14 protein-coding genes are annotated in these 20,901 nt (G+C 67.2%); 9 read left to right on the forward strand and 5 right to left on the reverse strand.

Annotated features, from left to right (window positions below):
- Positions 1–876: HNH endonuclease signature motif containing protein (locus A5766_RS21525; RefSeq protein WP_156527544.1), on the forward strand; the 876-nt coding region annotated here is incomplete at its 5' end.
- Between the two features lie 194 nt (positions 877–1,070).
- Here A5766_RS21525 and A5766_RS21530 read toward each other — a convergent pair.
- Complete coding sequence (locus tag A5766_RS21530; protein ID WP_082933641.1) at positions 1,071–3,038, reverse strand: CocE/NonD family hydrolase; 1,968 nt, start codon at positions 3,036–3,038, stop codon at positions 1,071–1,073.
- Between the two features lie 287 nt (positions 3,039–3,325).
- Positions 3,326–3,988 (reverse strand): YqgE/AlgH family protein, encoded by a 663-nt coding sequence (locus tag A5766_RS21535; RefSeq protein WP_039855623.1) that lies wholly within the window; start codon positions 3,986–3,988, stop codon positions 3,326–3,328.
- A 40-nt stretch (positions 3,989–4,028) separates the two neighbouring features.
- Between A5766_RS21535 and A5766_RS21540 the strand changes: the two genes are divergently transcribed.
- The gene (locus tag A5766_RS21540) at positions 4,029–5,501 is read left to right on the forward strand and encodes an MFS transporter (RefSeq protein WP_442902984.1); all 1,473 of its coding nucleotides are present in this window, start codon (positions 4,029–4,031) and stop codon (positions 5,499–5,501) included.
- On the opposite strand, the gene A5766_RS24140 is transcribed toward A5766_RS21540, so the two are convergent.
- Positions 5,390–6,007, reverse strand: coding sequence for a hypothetical protein (locus A5766_RS24140; protein WP_082965599.1), 618 nt, complete (start codon positions 6,005–6,007; stop codon positions 5,390–5,392). The two genes, A5766_RS21540 and A5766_RS24140, sit on opposite strands and share 112 nt — an antisense overlap.
- Before the next feature lie 85 nt (positions 6,008–6,092).
- Here A5766_RS24140 and A5766_RS21545 point away from each other — a divergent pair, with 85 nt between their 5' ends.
- The gene (locus tag A5766_RS21545) at positions 6,093–7,184 is read left to right on the forward strand and encodes an aminotransferase class V-fold PLP-dependent enzyme (protein ID WP_064906356.1); all 1,092 of its coding nucleotides are present in this window, start codon (positions 6,093–6,095) and stop codon (positions 7,182–7,184) included.
- A 145-nt stretch (positions 7,185–7,329) separates the two neighbouring features.
- The gene (locus tag A5766_RS21550) at positions 7,330–8,262 is read left to right on the forward strand and encodes a diacylglycerol/lipid kinase family protein (protein WP_064906359.1); all 933 of its coding nucleotides are present in this window, start codon (positions 7,330–7,332) and stop codon (positions 8,260–8,262) included.
- A 29-nt stretch (positions 8,263–8,291) separates the two neighbouring features.
- Here the strand turns inward: A5766_RS21550 and A5766_RS21555 are convergent, their stop codons facing one another.
- On the reverse strand, positions 8,292–9,755 hold the full coding sequence (locus A5766_RS21555; RefSeq protein WP_005205955.1) for a CCA tRNA nucleotidyltransferase: 1,464 nt from the start codon (positions 9,753–9,755) through the stop codon (positions 8,292–8,294).
- Positions 9,756–9,892: 137 nt separating this feature from the next.
- On the opposite strand from A5766_RS21555, the gene A5766_RS21560 reads away from it, so the two are divergent.
- The 3 genes from A5766_RS21560 (at position 9,893) to murJ (ending at position 18,592) form a co-directional block, all read left to right on the forward strand.
- Positions 9,893–11,188 carry an NUDIX hydrolase gene (locus A5766_RS21560; protein WP_064906361.1) on the forward strand — a complete coding sequence of 432 codons (1,296 nt, stop codon included), beginning with the start codon at positions 9,893–9,895 and terminating at the stop codon, positions 11,186–11,188.
- Positions 11,181–14,126 (forward strand): DUF6049 family protein, encoded by a 2,946-nt coding sequence (locus A5766_RS21565; protein WP_064906363.1) that lies wholly within the window; start codon positions 11,181–11,183, stop codon positions 14,124–14,126. Before A5766_RS21560 ends, A5766_RS21565 begins: the two co-directional genes overlap by 8 nt.
- Before the next feature lie 284 nt (positions 14,127–14,410).
- Entirely contained in the window at positions 14,411–18,592 is a 4,182-nt protein-coding gene (murJ, locus tag A5766_RS21570) for a murein biosynthesis integral membrane protein MurJ (protein ID WP_231894768.1), read from the forward strand.
- Here murJ and A5766_RS21575 read toward each other — a convergent pair.
- Positions 18,576–19,517: a sterol desaturase family protein gene (locus A5766_RS21575; protein ID WP_005205945.1), complete on the reverse strand. Its 942-nt coding sequence runs from the start codon at positions 19,515–19,517 to the stop codon at positions 18,576–18,578. The two genes, murJ and A5766_RS21575, sit on opposite strands and share 17 nt — an antisense overlap.
- Before the next feature lie 181 nt (positions 19,518–19,698).
- On the opposite strand from A5766_RS21575, the gene A5766_RS21580 reads away from it, so the two are divergent.
- Positions 19,699–20,376 (forward strand): TetR/AcrR family transcriptional regulator, encoded by a 678-nt coding sequence (locus tag A5766_RS21580; RefSeq protein ID WP_005205944.1) that lies wholly within the window; start codon positions 19,699–19,701, stop codon positions 20,374–20,376.
- A gap of 83 nt (positions 20,377–20,459) precedes the next feature.
- Entirely contained in the window at positions 20,460–20,888 is a 429-nt protein-coding gene (locus tag A5766_RS21585; protein ID WP_005205943.1) for a PPOX class F420-dependent oxidoreductase, read from the forward strand.
- Positions 20,889–20,901: the final 13 nt, after the last annotated feature.

Consider the following 20,901-nt stretch of genomic DNA (forward strand, 5'->3'; position numbering starts at 1 on the left):
ACACTCCTGCCGATCGGCGACGTGATCGAGATGGCCGCCTCCGCCGGTGCGAGTCAGTATTTGGCGGTGTTCGGTGAGCACACCAGTGTGCCGCTCTACCTTGGTCGGTCGAAGCGGATCGCCACGCTGGGGCAACGGTTGGCCTCGTTCGCCTCACCCGGCGGCAAAATGTGTTCCGCACCGGGCTGTAACCAACCCGCCTCACGGGTGCAGATGCATCACGCCGCGAAAGACTGGGCCGACGGCGGCCTGACCGACATCGACCAGTTGGTGCCGGCGTGTGATGTGCACAATCGGCGGGTCGGCAAAAAGCCTGGGCAGTTCACCACCCGCATGATCACCGACGGACCCGATACGGGCCGTGTTGCGTGGCGACTCAACGCCAAACCGGGCATGCCCGAGAATCCCGAACGCATCAACCGCATCGCCGACGTCAAAGCCGACTTCCACGACTACCTCACCGCCGAACACACGAGCAACGAGGCTGCAGCGGCTGCACGCGCGGCCGGGACAGGCGCGACGGTTACCGAGATCGGCGCGCGAGCCTCGGGTACAGCCGACGCCGAGATCGTCGCGGACACAGTGGGTGCCTGGATGATGTCGCCGCCCTCAGTGCCGGACCCGCCCAGCGGGCAGGCGGCAGGCCAGGCGTTGACCGGCGTCGAGCTCGCGCTGGTGGGCGCAATCCCCTTGAGTGACACCGTGCGCCTCAGCTCGCGGGTCGACATCCAATGGAACCTCGCTGATCCACCCGACCCCGACCCGCCCACAGACCCGGACGCACCAACAGGTCCAGCCCCACCAGCCAGCCCCTGGTGGCTCGGCGACGTCGACCCACCAGGAGGCGTCGACCCACCCTTGTCCGACGCAGCCTGACCCACCGCGTCAACTGACCGGTGTGCCAACCCGGCCAACCCGGCCGACACGCTAGCCCAACGAACCGGGCGAGCCGTCGAATCAGGTTGTGCCGCAACCCGTCCACACCCCGCCACCACACCCAGGTGGCGGGGCAGACGTGGTTGGGAACTGTAGTCCGGCACGCATACTCGTGCGCGACAGACGGACTGGCCTCAGATTCCAGCGGACAGCGGAAGGTTCACGAAGCTCGGCTGTGCCGGGTCGAGGACGATGTGCTGTGGCTTGAGGCCCGACTCGTTGAGCAGTGGACGCAACGGGACACCACGAGGGGCGTTCATCGCGAACACGTCGATCCGCAGTCGATGTCCTGCCGGGATACGCGCTTCTGTGGGGAGCAGACCGACGTCGAGAGTGACCGGCTTTCCCGGTGTGATTCGTTGGCGCGCAGCAAGAGTCATTGTGTAGAAGGGGTCGATGACATCGCCGTTGGGCGCGAACTGCGACTCCGCTCGGTCATAGCCACGCAACGAAGCCATGACCTGCCCCGAGCTGATCACCTTCGATGTCCCGTCCGGCGCAACGTCGTTCAACGTTGCTGTCCAGTAGCCGTCTGTCGCGTCCATGACCGTGTTGAGGTGCAGACTGCTGTAGCCGGACACGCGTCGACTGCTGTCGAGCGGTGGCGTCGTGAACGACAGTGCGCCCCGTTCCGAGATCCGCGCGTCGTCGGAGCATCCTTGGAACACCGCGGTCAGACCCGCCATCTGCTGGGCGGAGTCGCGCGAACAGAGTGTCCACAATGTCGGTGACACGGTCATGGTTCCGCGTGCCGCGTTCGCGCCAGTCGTCAGGCTGCCGTCGCCCTGAGCATGCGGCGCGGTGCCGCTGCGACGGTTCGACAGATACAGCCGCTGTCGGGTCATGCCTGCGCGCGGGAACTGCGCCGCGGAGATCCAACTGTCGCCGACCTGCTTCAGATTCACCGGCCCGTACGAGTCGATTCCGTTGTCAATTCCCTTGAGCCACTTGTCGAACCATGCTTTCTGCAAGACGTCGAGCCGCGGTGGGGTACCCGGCCTACCCTGTCCCCCGCCGATCGTCGCGTGGTAGCCGTCGCCCATCATGAGCTGCTTACGGCCGGGGGCCAGCGGGATCTTGTTGTACATCCGCACCTCGCTGTTGGTGAACAGATCGAACCATCCGCCGTAGATGAAGGTGGGTGTGGTGACCTCGTCGGCGTGATCCTGCCAGGACTGTCGCGGCTCCGAATCTGTCTTCAGCAGGTCCTTCAAATAGCCAGGGACAGAAGGGATGTCGGGCGTTGTCAGCCCCGCCAGCAACTGCGGGTAGAACGTCAACGGGTCCTTCACCCTGTCGGCGAGCCACTTCCAGTCGAAGGTGCCGTTCAGCATCGACGCGACGTTCGGGATCATCTTCGTGCTGTTGACCAACGTCAACCACAGCGGCAGGAACCCCGCGCCGAGGGCACCACCCGGAGCGACGATGTCGCGGATGAGGTCGCCTCCGGGCTCGACGGGGAAGATGGCCTTCAGCGCGTCGGGATGCTTGTTGGCCGCTTGGATCTGGTTGATCGCCGAATACGACACACCGGCCATCCCGATCCTGCCGTTCGACCATCGCTGCTTGGCGGCCCAGTCGATCACCTCGGTCGAGTCCTGCTGCTCGCGGCTCTGGAACACGTCCCAGGTCCCCTGCGAGAATCCGGTGCCTCGGACGTCGACAACCACCATCGTGTAGCCGCTGCGCACGAGATCGAAGTCCGCTGAGAAGTTTCGGGTTCCTCCATCGCGCACTGTCTTGGCGAGTGCGTTGATTCCGTCGATCGCGGTTCCGTGCAGGTTGATCGCGTCTGCCAGCTGCATCGCATACGGCGCCAAGACCGGATTCTGCAACGCCGACGACGCGACCGCCGTGATCAGCTTGGTGTACGGGGTCATGTTGAGCACGACGGGTGTGCGATCCGCGGCTGGACGGCCTCGCGCGTCGGCAGGGCGATACACGTTGGCGCGCAACACTGTTCCGTCACTCATTCGGATCGGGACGTCCCATTGGGTCGCGACACCCGCATAGGGGTGCGCACCGTCGTGTGCCGCACGCCAACCTGCGCCCTGCTGACCGCCGTCGGGAGTCGCAGCGTCGGCGATTCCCGGACCGGTCATCAAAAGAATGGCGACGGAGAGGACCGCGACCACCGCGCCCCACGTCGTCGAACTCGAAACACGTCGTAGCTTAGTGACCACCGGGACCCCTGACCGTTGATACGCCTGAGCGTTGAAACCCTGAATGCTGAAACACCGAACGTTGGAACACCGTGAGACTCCCGCGCCGAATAATGACGGCGTGAGACGAACGCGTCGAAGAGTATCAGTTCGATGTGGCGCAGCTCACCAAGGCCTACTGATGGGATCCGGGCCGCGATCTCTGCGGCGAGATGACCGGCGGAGCGTCAGTTCTGGTCGACGTCGATCGGATGGGTCGCGAGCAGCGGCATCGGCCAGGGCTGGCGCCGAAAGACATCTGCCCAGACGTCGACGGTCGGCGGTGCGAGCAGATCGCGAGGAAGCGCCGAGGCGAGCAGCCAGCTGTCCTGGGCGAGCTCGGCGTCGAGTTGGCCTATCCCCCAACCCGCGTAGCCGGCGAAGATTCGGACGCCCTCGAGGACGTTGGCGAGGAGTTCGTGATCGGCGTCGAGGTCGACGAGGACAACCCGACCGTCGACCGGGCGAAGCCCTTCGAACGCTTCGATGTCGACACCGTGCTTCGCGACTCCAAGACACAACGCGGCGTCTTGCTTCACAGGCCCTCCGATGAACAGCGCCTGAGGCGACGCCGCGAGATCGGTCCACTGTGGAAGGATGTTGTGGACGGCGGTCTGGCTCATCCGGTTGAGGATCACCCCGAGGCTGCCGCCGTCGTTGTGTTCGATGATGTAGATGACCGAGCGCGCAAATGTGGGCTCGGTCAGGTCGGTCGACGCGAGGAGCAACGTACCCGCCCGCACGCTGTTGGCCGACTCCATGTCGCGGGCACCAGGCATACCGCCACCCTCGGCTCCGTCGGAGTTCTCGGGTGAGAAATCGTCCGCGCTGTCACCACCCACAGTGACCATCATCGCATGTCTTATGCGAGCTGGTCGGTAGTCTTGATGGGTGAGCTCTACTGCACGCGACGGCCGATCTGTGCGTGCTGCGTGGCGCGATTTTCTTGACTCGTTACGCAGTTCTCCTGGGCTCGGGCGCCTCCTCTCTGTGCGCCTCGCCAGCCAGCTGACCGATGGCGTATTCCAGGCCGCCCTGGTTGGCGGCGTGTTGTTCAATCCCGAACGCCACGCCGACCCGCTCGCCGTCGCCGGTGGCATGGCCGTGTTGCTGCTCCCGTACTCGGTCATCGGACCCTTCGCCGGAGCACTCCTCGACCACTGGGATCGTCGAGCTGTCTTGTTGTACGCCAACCTGATTCGCGGTCTGATGATCGCGGTCGTCGCAATCGCCATCGCGACGGGAAGTCCCGACACCGTCGTTCTGGTCGGTGCGCTCGCGGTGACCGGCGCCAGCCGCTTCGTGGCATCCGGGCTGTCTGCCGGGCTCCCCCACGTCGCGTCGCAAGATGTCATCGTCGCGACCAATGCCCTGTTCACGACGCTGGGCGGCTTCATGCTGTCGGTGGGTGCCGTCCTTGCGATGGGAGTGCGACTGCTCGCCGGATCGGACAACACGGGCAGCGCGATCACGATGGTTGTTGCGGTGGTGATCGCCGTCGTCGCGGCGTTCCTCGCCCGTGGCTTTCCCAGATTGCAGCTCGGTCCCGATCATCCCGACGATCCCGGGCGCTCGGCCGTGCACGCCGTGGCCGTCGGCCTGCAGCACGGCGCGATCGCCGTCGCGCGGTCCCGTCCGGTGGCTGCTGCGTTGTCGGCGATCGGCGCGCATCGCGTGGTGTTCGGCATCAACACACTGATGCTGCTGGTGCTCGCACGGCATTCGGGGTCGGGTGATGGGCTCGACCGTGTCGGCGCCGTCGTCGGTTGTACCGCTGCCGGCGCATTGGCCGCGGCATTCATCACGCCGGTCGCTGTCGATCGATTCGGCCGCAAGGCGACGCTGATCACCGCGCTGTCGGTCGGGGTCGTCGCGGAGCTGTCGCTGCTCTCGTTCTCGTTCGTCGTCTTCTGCATCTCCGCGGTGGTGTTGGGACTCATCGGGCAGGTCGCGAAGCTGTGTGGCGACGTGTCGATGCAGGTCGACATCGACGACGCCGTGCGCGGCCAGGTGTTCTCGGTCCAGGACGCGGTGTTCAACATCGCCTACGTCGCCGCGATCGCGATCGCCGCCACCACGATTGCGCCGGACGGCCGGACGCCGCTGCTCGTCGTGATTGCCGTGGTGATCTACCTTGTCGGGATCGCCGTCGTGCGATTCGTCCACCCGGGCCGCGATGAACTGGTCGGCGCGAGCCAGCACGCAGCCGAGCACGCCCGCCACGAGCGTGAGCAGGAGCAGCACTCGGACTCTCATCTCCCGAACTCCGGCGCGTCTGCGCCAAAGGCCGCGTCTGCGACCCCGTCGCCGTCGGAGTCGACGAGCACGGTGTCGAAGTTGCCGTCGCCGTCGGAGTCCACATAGAGCCGACGCTCGGCTCCCGACCCCGCCGCGCCGGGGTCACCAACCCCTGTGTCGACAACCTCGGCGTCGACCCGTCCGTCGCCGTCGAGGTCGAGCCGCTGCGTCGAGGGTTGCCGCCCGGCGCGCGGCGTCGGCTCGGGTACTCGCTTCGGGCCGTCGTCGCTGGTTGTGTCATCTGCCCCTCCCTGCGGCACCTCGCCCGGCGCTCCTGCGTCGCCCTGACCTGCGGTGACGCCCTGACCAACCGCGACATCCCACAGGCCGCGACCCGAATCGCGGTACTGGCGTTCGGGTCGGCCGTCGTCGTCGATGTCAAGTGCTGCGACGTCGGCGTGGCCATCGCCGTCGACATCCCACATGGCGTCGTCGGCACGTCCGTCACCGTCGAAGTCGATGCTGACGGCGTCGAGGGTGCCGTCGGCGTCGAGGTCGAGGTCGGCAGCACTCGACCAGCGGCTCAGCGTGCCGTCGCCGGGGCCGAACACGTAATCGATCAGGGGATCCACGCGTCTTCAGACGTTCACCGGTGCTGGTTGGTTCCGTTACGGACTCCCCAAGATTCCCCAGTACGCAGCACGGTACGTTTTGTGCATGTATGTGAGCGAGCTGGGAGAGCAGTTCCACCGCGCTCGTCTCGAACCGGCGATCACACATCTCGACGCCGCGTCGGCGGGACGTTCGTCGAACGCCGTGATCGGGACGGTGTCGGCGCACCTGTGGCGTGAAGCCGAACGTGGGTCGTACGTCGCAGCAGACGACCGAGCGGACGAGATTGCCAGGGACAAGCGCGACATCGCCCAACTCCTCGGCCACACCCCCGACGAACTCACCTACCGCGAGAGCGCGCGAGCCGCACTGCGCACGCTGCTGACCTCGTGGAGTCTGCCCATGGCGTCGACGGTCTGGGTCGGCAAGAACGAGTTCGGACCCAACCTCGTGGAGTTCGAGCGCCGGGGTTACGCCGTGCGGCCGCTGCCCGACGGCGACGTCTACGGTCACGTCGACACCGACGCGCTGGAGAACATGCTGCAGTTCGAGCAGCCCGATTTCATCCACATCTGCCATGTCGGCTCGATGTCGGGTGCCGTGCAGCCTGTGGCGCGGATCGTCGAGGTCGCACACCAGGTTGGCGTGCCCGTCGTCGCCGACATGGCGCAGGCCGTCGGACACGTACCGACGGTCACTGGCGCCGACGTCGTCTACGGCACCAGCCGCAAGTGGCTGACCGGCCCGCGCGGCGTCGGATTCCTTGCTGTGCGCCGTGATTCGCTGCGGCCCGTCGAGGTCGACCCGTCGCAATCGTTCATCGCAGGCATGCTCGGCCTAGGGGTCGCGGTGTCGGAGGTACTCCAGACCGGTCAGCAGCGGGTCTTCCGCGAACTCGCGGCGATCGGACGCGCCACCCGCGAGCGGCTCGACGGGATCGGCAGTTGGCAGGTTCTGGAACCCATCGACGAACCGTCGGCCATCGTCACCCTCGACCCACCACCCGGCTTCCAGAGCGCCGACGTCCACCAGGCGCGCGACAAACTCTTCGAACTCGGCCTGCTGGTGACCGCTGCCGACTCGTGGCGCGCTCCCCTCGCCGGCGACACGTCGGTCCTGCGGATCAGCCCGCACCTCGACGTCACACGCGAACAGCTCGACCGCCTCGCCGACGCCCTCCGCACGATGGGTTACTAGCGCGCTCCGCGCGGGGGGTATTAGCGCGCTTCGCACGGGCGCGCTCACGTCGGCAAGCACTTGCAGAAAACATGAAACTTGGTCTGCCGACCCACCGGTGTGACCTGCCCCTTTACCGCGAGCCGATGTGACAGACTGATCCTCGATGTCTGCGAGCCCAGAGAGCACGAACACCGTCGGTCACCTCGCGATCGTCGCCAACCCGACGGCGGGTCATGGCGCCGGGCAACGCGTCCTCGGAGCAGCGACCGCGATTCTGCGCGGCCGCGGCGTCAGTCACGAGGTTCTGACCGCCGACACCCGCGAGGAGAGCGCACGGCTCGCCGAAGAAGCAGCCGCACGCGGAGCCGACGCCCTCCTCGTCGTCGGCGGTGACGGCACCGTTCAGACCGTGCTCCGTACCGTTCACAGTCATCAGCTGCCGCTCGGCATCCTCCCCGCGGGAACCGGAAACGACGCGGCACGCATGCTCGACATCCCCCTCGACGACGTCGCACGCGCGATCGCGATCATTCTCAACGGCAAGACCCGACGCATCGACCTCGGCCGCGCCTCCTTCTCCGACGGCGTCGTCGACCTGTTCTGCACCATCGCCGCAACGGGATTCGACGCTGCCGTCGCCGAACGCGCCCAGGATCTCTCCTGGCCGAGCGGGCGCGCGCTCTTCGCCCTGGCCGCGCTACGACAACTCCCCAAGCTCAACCGGCACCACTATCAAGTGCGCGTCGACGACGTCGAGGTCGAGACCGACGCCGCGTTCACCGCCATCGCCAACGGTCCGACGTACGGCGCCGGAATGCGGATCGCACCCCACGCCAGCGCCGACGACGGCCTCTTCGACATCGTGATGGGCTCCCACCCCCGACACCTTCCGCGGCTGTCACTTCTGCGCGGTCTCGCCCAGGTGCTCTACGGTCGCGTCGAGAACAACCCGCTGTTCAAAGACATGCAGGGGCGCGAAGTGGAGCTGTACTGCGATCCGCCCGCCGATGTGTCACTCGACGGCGACATCGTCGGCTCGCTACCGACCGTCTTCGACATCCTCCCGAGCGCCATCGAGGTCTACGTGCCGCACTGAGTGGCCCCGAGAGCTCAACGGCAGGGTCGCTACCCCTCGCCGCGTTCGGCCCACCACTCGCGCAGCGCCGCGACGGCCTCCTCGTGCGACAGCGGGCCGCGGTCGAGGCGCAACTCCTTGAGGTACCGCCACGCTTGTCCGACGACCGGCCCGGCAGGAATCTGGAGGATCTCCATGATCGCGTTGCCGTCGAGGTCGGGGCGTACCCGTTCGAGGTCCTCCGCGGCGGCCAGAGCGGTGATGCGCTCTTCGAGACTGTCGTAGTTCTCCTGCAGCCGACGCGCCCGCCGCTTGTTGCGGGTGGTGCAGTCGGCGCGCACCAACTTGTTGAGCCGGTCGAGCAGCGGACCGGCATCGGTGACGTAGCGTCGGACAGCCGAATCGGTCCACCGCCCTTCGCCATAGCCGTGAAAACGCAGATGCAGGAACACAAGGGTTGCCACATCTTCGACGACGGCCTTCGGATACTTCAAGGCGCGCATACGCTTTCGCACCATCTTCGCGCCGACGACCTCGTGGTGGTGGAAGCTGACGCCACCGTCGGGCTCGTGGCGTCGGGTCGCGGGTTTGCCGATGTCGTGCAGCAGCGCGGCCCAGCGCAGGATGAGGTCGGGGTCGCCCTGCTCGAGGTCGATCGCCTGCTGCAGCACGGTCAACGAGTGCTGATAGACGTCCTTGTGTTGATGGTGTTCGTCGATGGTGAGTCGCATGCCCGGCACTTCAGGGAGTACGCGGTCGGCGAGTCCGGTCTCGACCATGACGTCGATCGCCTCGATCGGATGCTCGCCCAGGATGAGTTTGTCGAGTTCGGCGTGGACCCGCTCAGCGGTGATGCGGTTGATCTCGTCGGCCATCTCGGTGATCGCGTCGAAAACCCGCGGCGCGAGCCGGAATCCGAGCTGCGAGACGAACCGCACCGCGCGGAGCATCCGCAGCGGATCGTCGTTGAACGATTCCTGCGGCGTCGCAGGTGTGTCGATGATTCCGGCGAGGAGTGCTGTCATTCCGTCGAGCGGGTCGTGGAACTCCGCGGGTCCGTTCGGGCCTATCGCGACGGCCATGGCGTTCATCGTGAAATCGCGGCGCACGAGGTCGGCTTCGAGCGAATCGCCGAAGGTGACCTCGGGATTTCGACCGACGCGGTCGTACTGGTCGGCGCGGAACGTCGTGATCTCGATCATCACGTCGCCCTTGCGTGCCGAGATGGTCCCGAATTCGATGCCGGTGTCCCAGATCGCGTCGACCCAGCCGGTCAGCAGGCGGGTGATCTCGGCGGGACGGGCGTCGGTGGTGAAGTCCAGGTCGTTGCCGAGGCGCCCGAGCACCGCGTCGCGAACCGACCCTCCTACCAGGTACAACTCGTGGTCGGCTGTCGCGAACCGCTCGCCGAGGGGCGCCAGAACGTCGGAAAGCCCCTGCAGGGTGACCGCTGCAGCGGCGAGAAGCCTGGTGCGGCGCTCGATGCGTGCGTTCGATGCGGTCGAGTCGGTCACGGCACGCCAGCCTACCGGCGTGGGCGCTGCGGAAACATCCCGGCACCCGCGTCGAACCGGCTCCTGACCGGTCCGGTTCCCGCCGCACCTGACGGCACTGGGCAAACGGCAGGTGACCAGCGGCTAGCATCGAGTCTGTGTCAACCGAGTCCCCGACCAACCGTGCAGACGTCTCAGGCGACGTCTCGTCGGCTGGTCACGGCGGTATTTCGGGTGGTAAATCCGGTGGCAATTCGGGTGCTAACCCCACGGGCGCGCCTGCCGGTTCCGGCGCAAAGTCGGTGGGCAACCCCGGCGTCGCCAACGCAGGCAAGCCGGGTCCGTCACGCCGTTCGCGCCGTGGACGTCGTCGACGACGCGCCCAGGACAACCGACGCGCCGAGCCCGCGGGAACTGATCACCGCGGCGGTGCCGACCCTGCCCTCAACAGCAAGAACGCCCCAAACGGCAAGAACAACCCGAACAGCAAGAACAACGACAAGCAGCGAGACAGGCAGCGCAAACGTGCGCCGTCTCCGGCAGACGTCGCGCGTGCCACCGCGCGCTCGAACCGCGTCGAAGCAGGCATGGCCGACGCCGAGCCCGCCGACTGCGACGCGGAGACGTCGATCGAGGGCGCACACGCCAAGGTGACGCCGCCCAAGCCTTCCGACATCGCTGTCGTCAGCGCAAAGATCACCAAAACCGGCCTGACGCACGCGTCGAACGGCCCCAAGCCCGGACAAAACCGCAACCGACGCCGCGCCACCCGCACGGCAGACCGGACGGCCAACACCCCCGACCGCCTGCAGACCGTGCGCGAGACCTCTGCGGGTGGGCTCGTGATCTCCGACCTCGACCTTCCCGTCGACGAACTGTCGGCGGCACTGATCGGTCGCGTCGACAGGCGCGGCAGGCTGATGTGGTCGCTTCCGAAGGGACATATCGAGACCGGCGAGACCGCGGAGCAGACCGCGATCCGGGAGGTCGCCGAGGAAACGGGCATCCAGGGAACCGTTGTCGCACCCCTCGGCAAGATCGACTACTGGTTTGTGAGCGAGGGCAAACGCATCCACAAGACGGTGCATCATTATCTGCTGCGCAGCGTCGGCGGAGAGCTTTCCGACGCCGATTACGAGGTCAGCGAGGTCGCATGGGTGCCGTTGCACGAGTTGCCGCGCAAGCTCACGTACTCTGACGAGCGGCGATTGGCCCGGATGGCGCGCGGCGTGATCGCCGATCTGGCCGCCGACCCCGCACGGTTGGCCCAATCCGAGGCCGAGAGCAGCCGCACCGAACCGAACGCATATGAGAAAGCCGCAGCCGCACGTAATCAGCGACGCAACGACGTCGGGCATCGCTCGGAGGTCAAGCGTCGCGCGGACAGTCAGCCTCAGGCGCGGCCGCGGCGACGGCGCAGGCGTACTCGGCGACCTGCGTCCGGGGATGCGTGACGTCCTGCGCATCGGTAGTTCTCGGCGCCTGAGCGCCTCTTTCGTCACGCGTGCGCGCGTTCTTCTCGCTGTTCTCGGCGTGGTGATCGTCGCGGCGCTGTGCGCTGCCCCGGCCGCAGCGGTGCCGACCAGCGGCGCGTCGGACGGCTCGACGTCGTCCGACGACCAGCGGTTTGCCTCCGTGGTCATCGACACGCTCACGCCGTCGATGGTCACGACGACGTCGGGACCCGACCTCACCGTCGAAGGACACGTACGCAACACCAGCTCGCGCACGATCAAAGACCTGAGCATCCGCCTCGAACGTGGCGACGCCGTCCGCGACGCCGCGGGCCTGCGCAGCAGTCTCGCCGTCGGGCATCCCCCGATCGCCGTCTCCGGAGCGTTCCGCAACCTCACCGACGAGCTGGCCCCGGGAGCCGAGGTCTCGTTCCGGATCAACATGTCACTCTCGGGTCAATCAGGCATGCAGATCTCGCGGACCGGCGTGTATCCGCTGCAGGTCAACGTCAACGGCGTCCCCGACTACGGCTCGATGGCCCAGGTCGCAGGCTCCCGGACTCTGCTCCCCGTGCTCTCGCTGCCGCCGGACAAGAATCGGGCCGCACAGTTCGACTCGTCGGAACTGGATTCGACCGGACTTGATTCGACGGGGCTGGATTCGACGACAAGCGGCGCGGGCAGTGCGACGGCCAGTGGGAACGGTGGCCTCGGCGCCGACGGCGCGGTCTCGGCCGACACCTCCGACCCTGCGCGCATCACGATGCTCTGGCCCCTCGCGGCACCCCCTCAACTTGCACCGGGCGGGCTCGGTGGCGGAACCCAACCCGTCCGCCTGATCAGCGACGACATGGCCCGCTCACTGCGCGACGGCGGTCGACTGCACGAACTCCTGGAGTCCGCGCGCAACGTGATCGGGACCGCGGCAGGCGATTCGGCCGCAGGGTCGGGCAGCACGGACGACAGCGGCAGTTCCGCCAACCCGCCGTCGAGCGGTTCGGGTTCGGGAACATCCGGATCCGCGACGTCGTCGGACTCTGGAACGCCGACTCCCGGCGCATCGGGAACGTCGACGTCCCCCGCCGCGCCGAACGCCTCCGACCTGCAACGCAGCATGTGTCTTGCCGTCGACCCCGACCTACTGGTGACCGTTCGCGCCATGTCGTTGGGCTACGTGGTGTCCAGCAATCCCGCCGACCCGACGTCGCGCACCACGCCCGGCACCGGTAGCGACGCCGCAACCCAGTGGCTGTCCGACCTTCGTGGTGTCGCGGCACGGACGTGTGTTGTCGCGCTGCCGTTCAGCCAGGCGGACCTGCCCTCGTTGGCGCGCATCGACCGCTCCGGGCTGACAACCGCCACGCTCGACGCCCCCGCAGACGTCGTCGACGCGATTCTCGGAGTGCGCAGCGTGCGGGGGCTGACGATTCCCGCGCTCGGAGCCGTCGATCAGGCGGGCAGTGAACTCCTGCGCGACGCGGGGCACCCCAAGGCTCTCGCCTCGGCGTCGTCTGTCGATCCGACAGGCAACCCGAACGCCGCGGGCCTCTACAACGTGGGCGGCCTGCTCACCCAGACCTACGACTCGTCGGTCAGCGCGGCGATGGGTGCCGTGGGCACTGCTCCCCTGGTCACCGCGCTCACTCCGCCGAGCCAGCAGACCGACCTCGCCGTTGAATCGCCGGTCAGCCGACGCCAAGCCGCGGTGGCTGCGCTGGCATTTCGCTCGATCGCGACTCCGGGATCGAGCGGGGAGTCCGGAACCTCCACCAGCACGGGCACTGCCGTGACGAGTAACGCCGTCACGAATACCGCAGGCCGCGCGGAGGTCGTGATGCCCCCGACGTACTGGTCGGCCACGTCCGACGACGCGAACGCACTGTTCTCCACGGCCACGGTTCTCTTCGGCTCACGCGCAGCAACCCCTGCCCCGCTCGACGACCTGGTCAACCGGATCGGCGGTGCGACGGCACCCGCTCGACTCGTCGACCCACCGGGAGTCGGCCCGATCTCACAGATCGGACCGGCGCTCACCAACCGGACCGTCGACTCGATCCGGTCGGCAGCCGACGAGTCGTGGCGCCTGCAGGGAGCGCTGGTCGATTCGGCCGACGTCGACGCCAGCCCCGAGCGCTACGTCTCTCAGCTGCGTGAGGATCTGCTCCGCTCGATCCGCTCGCCCGACGAGAACAACACCGCAACACGGACCCGACTTGCGCGAGAACGTCAGCAACGTATCGATGCGGTGCACTCGACGCTCAACCGGATGCACGGGTCGGTCACCATCCTCGACCCCGGTGGCCGATATACCCTCGCGTCGGAGCGAAGTCCGCTGCTGCTTGTCGTGCGCAACGACCTCGCGCTCCCGATCAGGGTTCGCATCACCACGACCGCGCCGAAGGACCTCGAGATCGGCGACGTCGGGGTCGTCGAGATCCCGGCTCGCGGCACCCGCCAGATCCAGTTGCCGACACACGCGCGGTCCTCTGAGGCGATGACGGTGACGATCGGGATGTCGACGGTAACCGGAGTCACACTCGGCACCCCGATCAAACTGTCGGTGTATTCCAACGCATACGGAAAACCGCTGTTCATCGTCACGATCTGCGCAGCGGTCGCGCTGATCCTGCTCACCGCACGCCGCCTCTGGCGCCGATTCCGCGGCAGGCCCGACCCCGCCGACGAGGACCGCCCAGAGCCCGACGAGCTGGAACGGATGCTCGCGGCGAGCACGTACCAGCAGCGGCGCCGTACCCTCCAACAGGAGGAGGCACTCGCCCAGACTGAACAGTTCGGCGCGATTGCACGGGACGACTCTGCGCCCCCGACGACGAGGGACAACGGCGCAGCGATGGACGGCAGCACGACGATAGACAGCGGCACAGCGGTAGACAGCGGCACAGCAAAGGACAGCGGCACGGACAGGACGGGCGCATGAGCGATCGAGGACAACGCGGCGATCCGCCACGACGATCCGCGCCGGAATCCCAGAAGCCGCCCGCGCCAGACTCGCAGCGGCCGCCCGCGCCAGACTCGCAGCGGCAGCCCTCGTCAGATTCGCAGCGGCAGCCCGGGCCAGACGCCCAGCGGCGTGCCGCCTCAGATTCCCAGCGGCGTGCCGCCTCAGAATCACAGCGGCGTGCCGAGCCGCGTCGCGTCCCGCCTAACGATTCGACGCAGCGCCCCTCAGGTGCCAGGTCCTCGGGTCCTCGCGACCCCGGCATGCACGACCCCGGTGTCGGGCCCGCGCCGCTGAACGGGCCGGTCGGTGCTCGCCCGCCGTTGTCGGGGCGCGCAGCTCCTCGCGTGATCCCGCCCGGACGCCCGGACGCCCCGCGTTCGACGACTCGTGACCCGCGCCCGTCCCGCGATCTGCCCCAGCATCGCGACGACCGGCACGAGCGACCCGGCGACGACCGCACCCAGCAGCACCCGAATGCCCAACCGCCGGGCTCCCAACCCCCGCGCGGCACCCAACCTCGACGCGGCGGCCAGGCCCCCAGCAGCGCCCAACCGCCCAACGCCCAGCCGCCCAACGCCCAGCCCCCGAGCGCCGCCCAACGTCGACGTACAGCCCCTTCACGTGCCGCCCAGCCTCCCCGCGCCGGACGTCCGCTGCGGGAGGCCCGCCCGACGACGGGCACGCGCCGGCCCCCAGCGTCGAATCCCCAGGCTCGCCCCGCGCCGACTCCCACAGCGCGGACCGCTGCCTCAGCGTCCACCGCGACGCAGTCGCGCGAGCCAGACAGCACTGCCCCGGACACCAATGGCCCGGACACCCCAGACACCGACACCTCGTCGTCGACCGGTCTCGCGCGTGACTCCGATGCGAGCATCGTCAAGACGTCCGGGTCGATCGCGCTCGCCACGCTGACCAGCCGCATCACCGGGTTCATCCGAACGGTGCTGGTGCTCGCGATGCTCGGTCCCGCGATCGCGTCGGCGTTCCAGGCGGCGTACGTGCTGCCGAACATGATCGCCGAGGTTGTGCTCGGCGCCGTGCTGACCGCGATCGTGATCCCGACGCTCGTCCGCGCAGAAGCCGAGGATCCCGACGGCGGCCGCGGCTTCATCAATCGCATCTTCACTTTGGCGCTGTGCATGCTGGGTGGCGCGACGGTCATCGCCCTCGTCGCAGCTCCCCTGCTCACCTATCTCAACGTCGGCGACGGCGACGTCAACAGACCGCTGACCACGGCGCTCGCCTACCTGCTGCTGCCGGAGATCCTGTTCTACGGGCTGTCGGCGCTGTTCATCGCCATCCTGAACATGAAGGGCCTGTTCAAACCGGGTGCGTGGGCTCCGGTGCTGAACAACGTCGTCCAGATCGCGACGCTCGTCCTGTACGCGTTGATGCCCGGCGAGATCACGCTCAACCCGGTCAAGATGTCCGAGCCCAAGCTGCTGGTCCTCGGCGTCGGCACCACGCTCGGCGTCGTTCTGCAGGCGTGCATTCTGATCCCGTGGCTTCGTCGTGCCGGGGTGCGGCTGAAGCTCCAGTGGGGCATCGACGCGCGGTTGCGTGCCTTCGGGCGCCAGGCGGTCGCGATCGTCGGCTACGTCGCGATCCTGCAGGTCGGACTCGTCATCACCTATCGGATCGCCTCGCACGCCGACTCGTCGGGCATCTCGGTGTACGCGACGCACTGGCAGCTTCTCCAGCTCCCCTACGGCGTGCTCGGCGTAACCATCCTGACCGCGATCATGCCGCGGCTGTCCCGTAACGCCGCCGCCGACAACCGCGACGCCGTCGTCGACGATCTCTCCCTCGCCTCACGCCTGACAATGGTCGCTCTGGTCCCGACGGTCGCGTTCATGACCTTCTTCGGGCCGGCGATCGGTATTGCGATCTTCAACTTCGGCAAGTTCGACGCCTCGATCTCCTCGCAGCTCGGCTCGGTCCTCGCCTGGGGCGCATTCACGCTCATCCCCTACGCCATCACGCTCGTCCAGCTCCGCGTGTTCTACGCCGCGCAGGACGCGTGGACTCCGACGTGGATCGCGCTCGGCATCACCGTCGTCAAGATCGCGTCGTCGTATCTGGGTCCGGTGCTCTTCTCCGATCCGCACATGGTGATCCGTTGGCTGTCGCTGTCGAACGGTCTCGGCTACCTCGCGGGCGCGATCGTCGGACACTTCCTCCTTCGTAAGCGCCTCGCCTACCGACGCCTCGAAGGTGTTGCGCGCACGACGATCGTGACGCTGATCGTCTCGGTCGGCGTCGCTGCGATCGTGTGGGTCGTCGCCGAGTTGTCGGGTCTGCACTATCTGGGCACGGCAGAGGGCAAGCTCGGTTCGCTGGCGTATCTGCTGACCACTGCGGTCGTGGTGCTCGGTGTGACCTACGCGGGGCTGTCGGCGGCAGGCCTGCCCGACGTTGTGGCGATCGGCAATTCGGTGCGCCGCTTGCTCGGCCGGTTCATCCCGGCTCTGGCACCGCCTGCCGGTCAGGTCACGGAATCGTCGCCGACCATCACGGTTCAGTTTCCGCGGGTCACTGCCGATGAATCGCTCCCGTACTCTGGTCAGGTACAAGTGGTCCGGCGATTCGACCGCGGTACCGCGACCTGGCAGTCGTATGCGGTGCTCAGCGGTGGTGCAGCCGGTGGTCGGGGTCTCGAGGTCGGCTCACCAACGCGTGAACCACGAGACATTCGGTATCGCAGGAAAGGAGTCCGACGCGTGACTGACAGCGGCTTGACTGATAGCGGCTTGAGTGGCAGCGAGGTCAAGACCACCCCCCAGTCCGAGACGTCCTCCGACACGACGAGTGAGCAGGCCAAGACAAATGAGCCGCGCTCATCCTCACAGACCGGCGGACCAACCCCCGATCCCGACCGTCCCGAGGAACTCGGCACGCCCGTGCGCCGCGGACCGCGTCTCATCCCCGGCGCGGCTGTCGCCGGCGGTCGTTACCGCCTCCTCGACACCCACGGCGGCACCCGTGGCCTCCAGTTCTGGCGCGCACAGGACATCAACCTCGACCGCGAGGTCGGCCTGACCTTCGTCGACGCCGAGCAGCTCGCACCGCCGCCCGAGCGCGGAGATCAGCCGAGCGCAAGCGATTCCGGCCCCCAGGGCGTTCTCACCCGCACTCTGCGACTGGGCCAGATCAGCTCCGCTGGCGTCGCGCGTGTTCTCGACGTCGTGCGTGGATCGTCGGGTGGCATCGTCGTCACCGAATGGGTGCCCGGTTCTTCGTTGGCCGACGTCGCACGCTCTGGTCCCTCCCCCATCGGCGCCGCCCGTGCCGTCCGTGCACTTGCGGCCGCCGCCGAAGCCGCACACCGTTCCGGCGGAGCGCTCTCCATCGATCATCCCGACCGGATTCGGATCAGCACCGACGGCAACGCCGTACTCGCCTTCCCGGGAACCCTTGCGGGCGATGACAAGTCGTCGGATGTCCGTGGACTCGGCGCCGTGCTGTACGCGCTACTGCTCGCGCGCTGGCCACTCGACGGCGAGACCGGACACCACCTCGTCACCACCGCCGACACGACGACGCCCGTCGGCGGACTCCCCATCGCCTCCCCCGGCCCAGACGGAGAGCCGATCGATCCGCGAGAGGTCAAGTCCGACATACCTTTCGAGATCTCGGCGGTGGCATCGCGCGCACTCGACGGCGCACGCGGTATCCGCACTGCAGGCACCGTCCAGCACGTCCTCGACCAGGCAACCGTCCTCGACCTCCCGACCGACATGCTGCCCGCCATCAACGACGACGAGCCACCGGTGCGGATCGGTGCTCACGAACCGTCGCCGGCTGCTGCGGCTCGCAAACGCAACGTCGGGTTGCTCGCGGGCGCAGCGCTGCTCGCGTTGTTCGTTGTCATCGCGCTGATCGTCTGGGCCACAGGCATTTTCGGTGGCGACGAGGGCAACACCAACATCAACTCGATCCTCCCGACGACCTCCGCGCCTGCCGCGCCGGGCAATTCCGCACCACCGCAGGCGGCCGCAGGCACAGCGATCCCGCTCAACGCGGTCTCGATCGTCGACTTCTCCGCTCAGCCGCCGGACAATTCCGTCAATCTGCAGAACGTGATCAGTGGGGCCGCTCCGCCGTGGCGCAGCGACAGTTACCGTGGCTCAGCGGCTTTCGGTGGACTCAAGAACGGCATGGGCCTCATGTTCGACCTCGGCAGTGAGCAGAGCGTCAAGGCCGTGACCATCAAGACGCCGACGCCCGGCTTCAACGTCGAGATCCGCACCGCACCGTCGGCAACACCGACCGCCGCGCAGACCTCGACGGTGGCAACCGGCACGGTCGACCAGCCGAGCACGACGCTGACGGTCGAGAATCCGCAGGGCAGCCGCTACGTGATGGTCTGGCTCACCTCGCTGCCGAGCACAGGAAACGGCAGCTACCAGGTACAGATCGGCCAGGTCACGATGGCGCGCTGACGCGCCCGTCACCGCTTTCGACTGTTCCGGCTCCCGTGGCGCCGGCTCCGGCGACGCTTGAGGGCGCCCACCCGGGAGGACCGAACACGTAACCCAGGCGGGCACGCCAGCTTGCCGCTGCACGGACGTCGCGCGCGATGCTCGCGTACTCGTGTGTTTGAAGCTTCACGATGTTGTACGTGCCGACCGGCTTGGTGAGTCCGTATGTGGGACGGTGCGTTTCAGGCGCGAACGAACCAAACAGCCTGTCCCAGATGATCAGCGTGCCTGCGTAGTTGCGGTCGAGATACTCCGGATCACTCCCGTGATGCACCCTGTGATGCGACGGCGTGTTGAAGACGAATTCGAAAGGGCGCCACATCTTGTCGATGCGCTCGGTGTGAATCCAGAACTGGTACACCAGATTCAGCGAATACGCAGCGAACACCAGCGCGGGCGGCACACCAAGGAGGGGGAGTGGCAGCCACATCACAAGGGCTGCACTGATATTCCACTTCTGCCGCAGCGCCGTCGCGAAGTTGAAGTACTCGCTCGAATGATGCGCTTGGTGAGTCGCCCACACCAGCCGCACCCGATGCGACACCCGATGCGACCAGTAGAACAAGAAGTCGACGCCGAGGAACGCGATCACCCACGTGTACCAGGCGGTGACCGGAAGGTGCCACGGCGCGAGGTAGGCGAAGATGGCGGTGTACACGAGCAACCCGAGCAGTTTCCACGCCGCGCTCGTCGCGATCGACACGACGCCCATCGACAGACTCGCGCGAGCATCGCGCTTCTCGTAGGCACCCTTCGGCGCCCGACCGTCGTCGTCGGATTCTTCGAGCTTGTAGGCCGCGAACCACTCGATGGCCAGCATCGTCACGAAGAACGGGATCGCGAGGACCGTCGGCTCCCTCATGGGGTCGGGGAGTAGGTCGAGCATCGTGGGCGTCACCTCCGGTCCGCTATCTGACACGGCAGTGTGTCAGATTCATGTTGACACAGTATCGTCTCAGATGAGGCGTGTCCATGCCGGCCGGTCGGCAAGACAAACAGCACCAGCAAGACGAACAGGGCCAGCAGGACACAGGGCCAGCAAGACCGACGAGACAAGAGAGGAATCCGTGACACTCGAGACCTCCCAGCCCGGACCTCCGGGGCGGCTGTACGCCGGGACCGGGCCTGAGCAGCGGCAGGCGCGGCGTCGAGCAGCATTTGTCGACGCCGGACTGGACCTGTTCGGCCGCGAGGGCTTTCGTCACGTGTCGGTCAAGCGGCTCTGCGACGAGGCCGGCCTCACCCAGCGCTATTTCTACGAATCCTTCGCCGACAGAAGCGCGCTGCTGGCAGCCGTGTACGAACACTGCGTCGACATCTGCCGCGCGGCCGTGGGGGAGAGCCTCCTGCAGGTCCCCGACACCACCACCAACGATGTACCGAACGAGCAGCGCCTCGCAGAACTCACCCGCGTGGCACTCGACGCCCTGCTCGAATGCCTCACCGGCGACCGTCGAATGGCGCGGGTGATCCTCGTGGAGGTGGTCGGAGTCGACGCCTCGCTCGAGCGACTGCGGATGGACGCCATCCATGCGTGGGCCCAGCTGGCCATGGACATCGCATTCGACGACGAGCAGCCACCCGCGCGGTTCCGGCTCGCCGCTGTCGGATTGATCGGTGCTCTCACGCAGCTCCTCGTCGACTGGTACATCGCAACCGACGCCGGGGCACCGGCCGCAGACGTCTCCGACATCCGGGACGTCTGTGTCGACATGTTCATCGCGACGTATCAGCGCCTGGCCTGACACACGACCTACCCTGGTGGTGGATCTACCGCTGCGCTCTACCGCCGCACAACCGACATCACCGGACGAAAGGTACCTGAGCCATGTCCACAGCCGAGCTGACCGACCAGGTCGTCGAATTCCTCACCACCGGAACACGAACCGGCAAGATCGCCTGGGTGTCGAAGGACGGTCGAGCGCTGGTCACACCGATCTGGTTCATCGTCGAAGACGGCGCGCTGGTGTTCAACACCGGCGTGGACACATCGAAAGGTCGAGCGCTGCAACGTGATTCGCGAGCGACAATCGTCGTCGACGACGAGAAGCCGCCCTTCTCGTTCGTGCAGGTCCAGGGCACCGTCAGCTTCGACGACGACCCGGACGACCTCCTGCGCACAGCCACGGCAATCGCCGAGCGGTACATGGGTCCCGACCTTGCCGAGCAGTTCGGCAAGCGCAATGCCGTGCCCGGCGAGGCGCTCGTGCGGCTGACGCCGACGAAGGTCATCGCCGCCTTCGACATCGCCGACTAAGCTGCCTGACCGA

Source organism: Gordonia sp. 852002-51296_SCH5728562-b, assembly GCF_001665475.1.
In the GTDB taxonomy this organism is placed as follows: Bacteria; Actinomycetota; Actinomycetes; order Mycobacteriales; family Mycobacteriaceae; genus Gordonia; species Gordonia sputi.